The sequence below is a fragment of the Mesorhizobium sp. M0514 genome (assembly GCF_040321145.1).
Lineage (GTDB): Bacteria > Pseudomonadota > Alphaproteobacteria > Rhizobiales > Rhizobiaceae > Mesorhizobium.
Genome location: NZ_JAMYQZ010000030.1, coordinates 58,539 through 65,826 on the forward strand (window position 1 = coordinate 58,539; position 7,288 = coordinate 65,826).

At 64.8% G+C, this 7,288-nt stretch carries 6 protein-coding genes; 5 read left to right on the forward strand and 1 reads right to left on the reverse strand.

What is annotated here, in order from left to right:
• The first annotated feature begins 12 nt into the window (after window positions 1–12).
• From NKI61_RS14860 to NKI61_RS14880, 5 genes are all read left to right on the forward strand, one after another.
• Window positions 13–1,044, forward strand: a complete 1,032-nt coding sequence (locus NKI61_RS14860) for a Gfo/Idh/MocA family protein (RefSeq protein WP_352839915.1) — start codon at window positions 13–15, stop codon at window positions 1,042–1,044.
• Entirely contained in the window at window positions 1,044–1,949 is a 906-nt protein-coding gene (locus NKI61_RS14865) for a sugar phosphate isomerase/epimerase family protein (RefSeq protein ID WP_352839917.1), read from the forward strand. The genes NKI61_RS14860 and NKI61_RS14865 overlap by 1 nt, the downstream gene beginning before the upstream one ends.
• Window positions 1,950–2,064: 115 nt before the next feature.
• The gene (locus NKI61_RS14870) at window positions 2,065–3,078 is read left to right on the forward strand and encodes a substrate-binding domain-containing protein (RefSeq protein ID WP_352839919.1); all 1,014 of its coding nucleotides are present in this window, start codon (window positions 2,065–2,067) and stop codon (window positions 3,076–3,078) included.
• A gap of 180 nt (window positions 3,079–3,258) precedes the next feature.
• Window positions 3,259–4,056, forward strand: a complete 798-nt coding sequence (locus NKI61_RS14875) for an ATP-binding cassette domain-containing protein (RefSeq protein WP_023668308.1) — start codon at window positions 3,259–3,261, stop codon at window positions 4,054–4,056.
• Window positions 4,053–5,093: an ABC transporter permease gene (locus NKI61_RS14880; RefSeq protein ID WP_023746907.1), complete on the forward strand. Its 1,041-nt coding sequence runs from the start codon at window positions 4,053–4,055 to the stop codon at window positions 5,091–5,093. The genes NKI61_RS14875 and NKI61_RS14880 overlap by 4 nt, the downstream gene beginning before the upstream one ends.
• 318 nt (window positions 5,094–5,411) lie before the next feature.
• On the opposite strand, the gene NKI61_RS14885 is transcribed toward NKI61_RS14880, so the two are convergent.
• Window positions 5,412–7,288: ATP-dependent helicase (locus tag NKI61_RS14885; RefSeq protein WP_352839921.1), on the reverse strand; the 1,877-nt coding region annotated here is incomplete at its 5' end.

Sequence of the window (7,288 nt, forward strand, 5' to 3'; positions counted from 1 at the left end):
GAGGAATGCTGGATGATGAATGCCGTCCTCGTCGGCTGTGGTGCGATGAGCAAGGCCTGGCTCGATGCCGCGAGGCAGATCGACGGGCTCGCCATTGTCGGCCTTGTCGATCTCGACGCCGAACGGGCGCGGGCGAGGGCACGCGAATACGGGCTCGATAGCGTCGTCATCGGCACCAGCTTGGATGCGGTTCTCGACCAGACCAAACCGCAAGCGGTGTTCGATGTCGTGGTTCCCGCCGCCCGCCGCGACGTCGCCTTTGCCGCCTTTGCCCATCATTGCCATCTGCTGACGGAAAAGCCGCTGGCCGATACTCCAGAAAATGCGCGCGCCATCGTCGATGCGGCACGTAACGCGGGGCGTATCCATGCGGTCGTGCAGAACCGCCGCTACGTCGCCAATGTCCGGCGCATCAGGCGCTTTCTCGACTCCGGCGCCATCGGCAAGCCAACCAGCATCCATGCCGATTTCTTCGTCGCGCCGCATTTCGGCGGCTTCCGCGAGGAGATGGCGCATGTGCTCTTGCTCGACATGGCGATCCATACATTCGACGCCGCCCGCTACATGGTCGCAGGCGATCCCGCCGGTGTTTTTTGCCAGGAATGGGAGCCGGCCAATTCCTGGTACCGGCAGGGATCGTCGGCCAGCGCTATCTTCGATCTCGGTGGCGGCAAGCGCTTCACCTATGCAGGCTCCTGGTGCGCGGCGGGCTTCCGCACCAGTTGGGAGAGCACATGGCGCATCGTCGCCGAGCACGGCAGCCTGCTCTGGGACGGCGAGGACGGGCTGAAGGCCGAGGTTGTGTTGTCGGTCCGCGACGGCCTGTTCGACCTGACCCAGCCCATCATCGTGCCGCCGCTTGATCCCGCCGACCGCGTCGGCGGTCATCTCGGCATCATCAAGGATTTCATCCACGCCATCGAGACCGGCAGCGAGCCGGAGACGCGTGGCAGCGACAACGTCAAAAGCCTGGCCATGGTTTTCGGCGCCATCGAAAGCGCCGAGACCGGACGGCGCGTCGCAATCACACAGGAAGCATCGTGATGCCAAACCCGCTTCTCGACATCCGCATCGGCACCATGGTGCGGGCCAATCTCGAAGACCCCGCCGCCTACATCAAAGAGATTCTGCCTCTCGGCTTCGAGAGCATCCAGCCCTTCTTCTGGCAGACGCTGGGCGGCAAGGATTTGCGGCGGCTCGCCGGCGAGATTCGCGAGGCGATCGGCGATGCCGATGTCGTCGTGTCGTCGATCGGCGTGTTCGGCAATCCGCTGGAGGATGGCGAGGTCGATCGCGGCGTGCTCGCGGCCTGGGAAACCGTCATCGACAATGCGCATCTGTTCGGCGCCTCAACGGTCAGCGGTTTCACCGGCCGCCTCCGCGGCAAGAAGCTGACCGACAGCCTGCCGCGCTTCCGTGAGGTCTGGGGACCACTGGCCAGGCGCGCCGCCGACAAGGGCGTGCGCATCGCCTTCGAGAATTGCGCGATGGATGGCAACTGGGCGGCCGGCGACTGGAACATCGCCCACAATCCCGATGCCTGGGAGCTGATGTTCAACGAATTGCCCGACGACAATCTCGGCCTCGAATGGGAGCCCTGCCATCAGCTGGTCTATCTCATCGATCCGATGCCGCAGATCCGCAAATGGGCGCCGCGCATTTTCCATGTCCACGGCAAGGACGCGACGGTGCGCTGGGATGTCATCCGGGAGCACGGCGTGTTCGGCAAGCTGCCCTTCGTGCAGATGCGCACACCTGGCTTCGGCGACAGCGACTGGACGCGGGTGATCAGCGAATTGCGGCTGGCCGGTTACAAGGGCGCCATCGACATCGAAGGGTGGCACGACCCGGTCTATCGCGGCGACCTCGAAATCACAGGTCAGGTGCGCGGGCTGGAATACCTCAAGCAATGCCGGGGAGGGGCGATCTACCTGCCGAACCCAGCGTGACCGAGGGCCGGTGGGAGGAGCCGGCCTGACAGATTGCCAAGCACTGCCGACAAGCACTGCTGATAAGCGAATGACGAACCCCTCGGCTCACCGAGGACAAAAGGGAGGAACGTGCATGAGCATCGCAATAAGAACGACATTTCTGCGCTCGACCGCCGTGGCCGCCGCCACGGCGCTGTGCGCCGCCATCTCCACTCTGCCGGCGCAGGCGCTCGACGCCCAGTGGTGCAAGGATGTCCATATCCGCTTTTTCGTCGGCGGCGCCGAGGGCGATGCTTTCGGCACCATCGTCTACAATGGCGCCAAGCAGGCGGCGTCTGATCTCGGGCCGAAGGTCGACTACATCTTCTCGCAGTGGGACGTCGAGAAGATGGTGCAGCAATTGCGTGAGGCCGTCGCCGTGAAGCCAAACGGCATTGCCATGATGGGCCATCCGGGCGACGCCGCGATCATGCCGCTGGCCGAACAGGCGCATAAGGACGGCATCAAGATGATGTACCAGAACGTGCCGGTGCCGAAAGTGGTGGACGCGTTCGGCGGCGGTTATGTCGGCGCCCAGCAGGAGCAGCAGGGCCGCGCGCTCGGCGCTGAAGCGTTCAAGCTCGGCAAGCTCAAGTCCGGCGACAAGGCGATCATGATCGGCCCGTTCGAAAACGAGGCGCGCGGTGCGCGCGAGCGCGGCACGGTGGCAGCACTCAAGGAGGCCGGCGTCGAGGTCATCCAGCTGTCGTCGCCCCCGAGCGGCGAATGGGCGTCCGATCCCAATCTGGCGATCCCGGTGATCACCGCGGCCCTGCTCAACAATCCCGATGTGAAGGCGGTCGGCTATCCCGGCGGCCAGATGCTGGGCAACGTCGCCACCTACATGCAGGCGGCGGGACGCAAACCCGGCGACATCTTCAACTTCGGCTTCGACACCAGCCCGCAGATCGTCGAGGCGTTCAAGGGCGGCTGGGTGCAGCTGACGGCCGATCAGCAGCCGTTTCTGCAAGGCTATCTGCCGATCCTCAGCCTTTGCCAGCAGGTGGTGCTGGGCCTGGCGCCGATGAATGTCGACACCGGTGCCGGTTTCGTCACGCCGCAGAATTACGAGATCGTCGCCGAGCTCGCCAAGCAGGCGCTGCGCTGACCTCCCAAGCTGCCGGCTGGGCCCAAGCCCGGCCGGCAGGACCGCTGGCGAGAATGCCGGCAAGCGAGAGCATTTCACCGTTTCAAGGAAACGGCGAACCGCTCTATCTCTTTGTTCTTACGCAATTCCGGACGAAAAACCGCGTACACTTTTCCTGGAATTGCTCAAGCGAGGATCGCCATGGCCGAACGCATCATCGAACTGCGCGACATCAGCAAATCCTACGGCCAGGTCTATGCGCTGGGCGGGGTCAATCTCTCGGTCGACCGCGGCGAGGTGGTTGGCCTGATCGGCGACAATGGCGCCGGCAAATCGACGCTGATCAAGATCCTGTCCGGCGTCGTCAAGCCGACCAGCGGCGAGATCCTGGTGCGCGGCAAGCCGGTGACCGGCTGGAGTGCGGCACGCTCGCGCGACGCCGGCATCGAGACGGTCTTCCAGGACCGGGCGCTGGCCGTGCAGCAGACCATCGTGCGCAACATCTTCATGGGCCGCGAACTCACCGGCTTCATGGGCTTTCTGAAGGTCAATAAAGAGATAGAGGAGGCGAGCCGGCTGATGCGCGAGATCGGCTTCACCTCGAAGGTGTTCACGCCGCATTCCATCGTGGGCCAGCTCTCCGGCGGCGAACGCCAGGGCGTGGCGATCGCGCGCGCCATCTACAAGCAGGCGGAGCTGATCATCCTCGACGAGCCGACGACGGCGCTGTCGCTGACCGAGACCGCCAAGGTCTTCCATTTCGTGCGCCAGGTGCGGGCGAGCGGGCGCTCGATCCTCTTCATCGGCCACAACATCCACCATGTCTTCGACATCGCCGACCGCTTCGTGGTGATTGACCGCGGCAAGGTGGCGCTGACCGCCGATCGCACCGAGGTCAAGTCGGCCGAAGAGCTGATCAATTTCATGGAAGACGTTGCGCATCCCGGCGGATTGCCGGGGCTGCACGAGGCCGGCGACGCGGAGAGGGCAGCACGATGAGCAAGACCATGGAACCCGATCTGCAGAGCCCTCTCGGCGGCAAGGCAGCCCGACCCGAGTGGAAGCACCCGTCCGACCATTGGCTGCGCGGTTTCGTCATCGACAACCGCGCAGCGCTCGGCACGCTCGCCGTGTTCATCATCATGATGGCGGCGTTCCTGATCGCCAACCCGACCGTGTTCACCACCTGGTATCTCTACAGATCCGTGCTGACCACGCTGCCGGTTGCGCTGTTCGTGGTGGTGCCGCTGGTCTTCGTCGTCACTTGCGGCGAGATCGACCTGTCGTTTCCCGCAACCATGGGCTTTGCCTCCTGGGTGTTCGCGCTGGTGGTGCAGGCCGGCTATGATCCGTTCCTCGGCATTGCTGCCGCACTCATCACCGGCACGCTGCTTGGCTTTCTCGTCGGATCGCTGGTCGTTTATGGCGGGCTGTCGTCGCTGATCGCCACGCTCGGCATGAATTTCCTGCTGCGGGGACTGATCCAGATCATCAACGAGGGCAGATCGACGGCATTGACCGGTCTCAGCGACAGCTGGGCGTACACCATCTTCTCCGGTCAGGTGTGGGGTTTTCCGGTACAGGTCTTCTGGGCACTCGCCTTCGTCATTTTGTCGGCAATGCTCTACAACCGGCACCGCTTCGGCGCGCAGGTGAGGGTCGTCGGCGACAACCCCGACAGCGCCCAGCAAATGGGCATCGACGTCAAGCGTGTGCGGGTGAAAGTGTTCATCTTCACCGGCATTGGGGCTGCGATCGCCGGCACGTTTTCGGTGATGATCAACTTCACCTGGTGGCCGACCGCGGGCGACGGCTATCTCTTGCCGGTGCTGGCTTCGGTGTTCGTCGGCGGCACGCCGACCTGGGGCGGCATCGGTACGGTTGCCGGTGGAGCGATCGGCGCGGTCACCGTGTCGTTCATCCAGACCGGCGTCGTGGCGGCGGGCCTGAGCGGCTTCTACGTCCAGTTCTTCAACGGGCTGATCATCATCCTGTCGCTGCTGGGGCACAAGTGGAACCAGGCGCGGTACAGGTGAGGGGCGGGCTAAATTGACGGGGACGCTCATGTTGCGGACCGCATGCCCCGACGACTGGGCAGACGCCCGTCGCTTCGTCATTCTAGGGCGGAGCAGGAGCGAAGCTCCGTCGCGTAGACCCTGGAATCCATTCCGCGACCTTGGAGTGCAGCTGCGCAGGATTCCGCACCGTGGCAACGCGTTGAAGACGCGGCATGGATCCTCGGGTCTACGCTGCGTCGCTACGCTCCTTGCTCCGCCCGTGGATGACGAGGCGGGGAGGGCTCCGCCAGACTACAACAATGCGGTCGCTTGTAGGACAACAGGACAAGCGGGCGCTCACACCGCCGCGACGAACCCGTCGAGCACGCGTTTCTGGCCGGCCTTGTCGAAGTCGATGGTCAGCTTGTTGCCTTCGATGTTGGAGATGTTGCCGTTGCCGAATTTCTGGTGGAAGACGCGGTCGCCGACGCTGAAGGGCGACGGCGTGTCGGCGACGGATTTGGCGACCAGTTCGCCGTCAATGGTGCGGCCTTTGACGCTGGTTCGGCCGGCGCCGTAGCCGGAGTCGGTCTCGCCATAGCCGATGCGCTCGACCTGGTGGCCGGAGCGCGAGCCCCAGTTGCGGTCGGTCGCCTCGGTGCGGTTGGCCTGCGCGCGCTGCCAGCCGGGCGTCGCATAGGTGTTGGAGAAGGCGCCGGATTTTTCCGCGCCGACATTGTCGAAGCGCGAGGCGCCGTAGGGGTTCTGCCGCCCTGCGCCCTGGCCGCCACGGCCCGACGCGAACGAACCGCCGCCATAGGAATTGCCGTAGCCGCCATAGGAGTTGCCGCTTTCGGCGACCTCGACATGGGCTTCCGGCAGTTCGTCCAGAAAGCGCGACGGGATGGTCGACTGCCACAGGCCGTGGATGCGGCGGTTGGAGACGAACCACAGATGCAGGTTCTTCTTGGCCCGGGTCAGGCCGACATAGGCGAGACGGCGCTCTTCCTCCAGGCCGGAGCGGCCGCCTTCGTCCAGCGCGCGTTGGTGCGGGAACAGGCCTTCCTCCCAGCCGGGGAGGAACACGGTCTCGAATTCGAGGCCCTTGGCCGAATGCAGCGTCATGATGTTGACGGCGTCAAGCTCGGCGTTCTGCTCGGCGTCCATGACCAGCGCGACATGCTCGAGGAAGGAGCGCAGCGATTCGTACTCCTCCATCGAGCGGATAAGCTCTTTCAGGTTTTCCAGCCGGCCCGGCGCCTCGACCGAGCGGTCGTTCTTCCACATGTCGGTGTAGCCGCTCTCCTCCAGAATGGTCTCGGCGAGTTCGGTGTGCGGCGTGGTTTCCAGCGCCTTCTGCCAGCGCTCGAAATTGGCCGCCACTTCGCGCAAGGCCGCGCGGGGCTTGGGCTTCAGCTCGTCGCTTTCTGCGAGCTTGGCGGCTGCCTCCAGCATCGGGATGCGCAAGCTCCGCGCCGTGTCGTGGATCTGGCGGATGGTGGCTTCACCCAGGCCGCGCTTGGGGACATTGACGATGCGCTCGAAGGCGAGGTCGTCGGCGCCCTGCGCGACGACGCGGAAGAAGGCCAGTGCATCGCGGATTTCCATGCGCTCATAGAAGCGCGGGCCGCCGATGACGCGGTAGTTGAGGCCGAGCGTGACGAAGCGATCCTCGAATTCGCGCATCTGGAAGGAGGCACGGACCAGGATGGCCATATCATTGAGCTTGTGCTTGGCACGCTGGTAGGTCTCGATGGTTTCGCCGACGGCGCGGGCTTCCTCCTCGGAATCCCAAGCGGCGTGAACATGCACCTTCTCGTCGTCCTCGGCGACCTTCTCGGTGAACAGCGTCTTGCCGAAGCGACCCTCATTGTGGGCGATGAGGTGCGAGGCGGTGCCGAGGATGTGCGCCGTCGAGCGGTAGTTGCGTTCCAGCCGGATGATGGTGGCGCCCGGGAAATCCTTGTCGAAGCGCAGGATGTTGTCGACCTCGGCGCCACGCCAGCCATAGATGGACTGGTCGTCGTCGCCGACGCAGCAGATGTTGACTTTGTTTTCGCTCACGGGCCGTTCCGCGCCTGCCGGCGCAGGCCCTCCGCCCCCTCTTTTTTGCGCGCCTTCGGCGTCGCGGGAGTCGCCTCGCAACGGCTCGGGCGCCTGGTCGGGCTTGCGGCCTTCGGCCGAGCGCGCTTTACCCTCCCCTGGATGGGGAGGGTCGCCGCGAAGCGGCGGGG

What these genes read in the sequence shown, in the direction of transcription:
- NKI61_RS14860 (WP_352839915.1), top strand. Translation starts at nt 13, where the DNA reads ATGATGAATGCCGTCCTCGTCGGCTGTGGTGCGATGAGCAAGGCCTGG.
- NKI61_RS14865 (WP_352839917.1), top strand. Translation starts at nt 1,044, where the DNA reads ATGCCAAACCCGCTTCTCGACATCCGCATCGGCACCATGGTGCGGGCC.
- NKI61_RS14870 (WP_352839919.1), top strand. Translation starts at nt 2,065, where the DNA reads ATGAGCATCGCAATAAGAACGACATTTCTGCGCTCGACCGCCGTGGCC.
- NKI61_RS14875 (WP_023668308.1), top strand. Translation starts at nt 3,259, where the DNA reads ATGGCCGAACGCATCATCGAACTGCGCGACATCAGCAAATCCTACGGC.
- NKI61_RS14880 (WP_023746907.1), top strand. Translation starts at nt 4,053, where the DNA reads ATGAGCAAGACCATGGAACCCGATCTGCAGAGCCCTCTCGGCGGCAAG.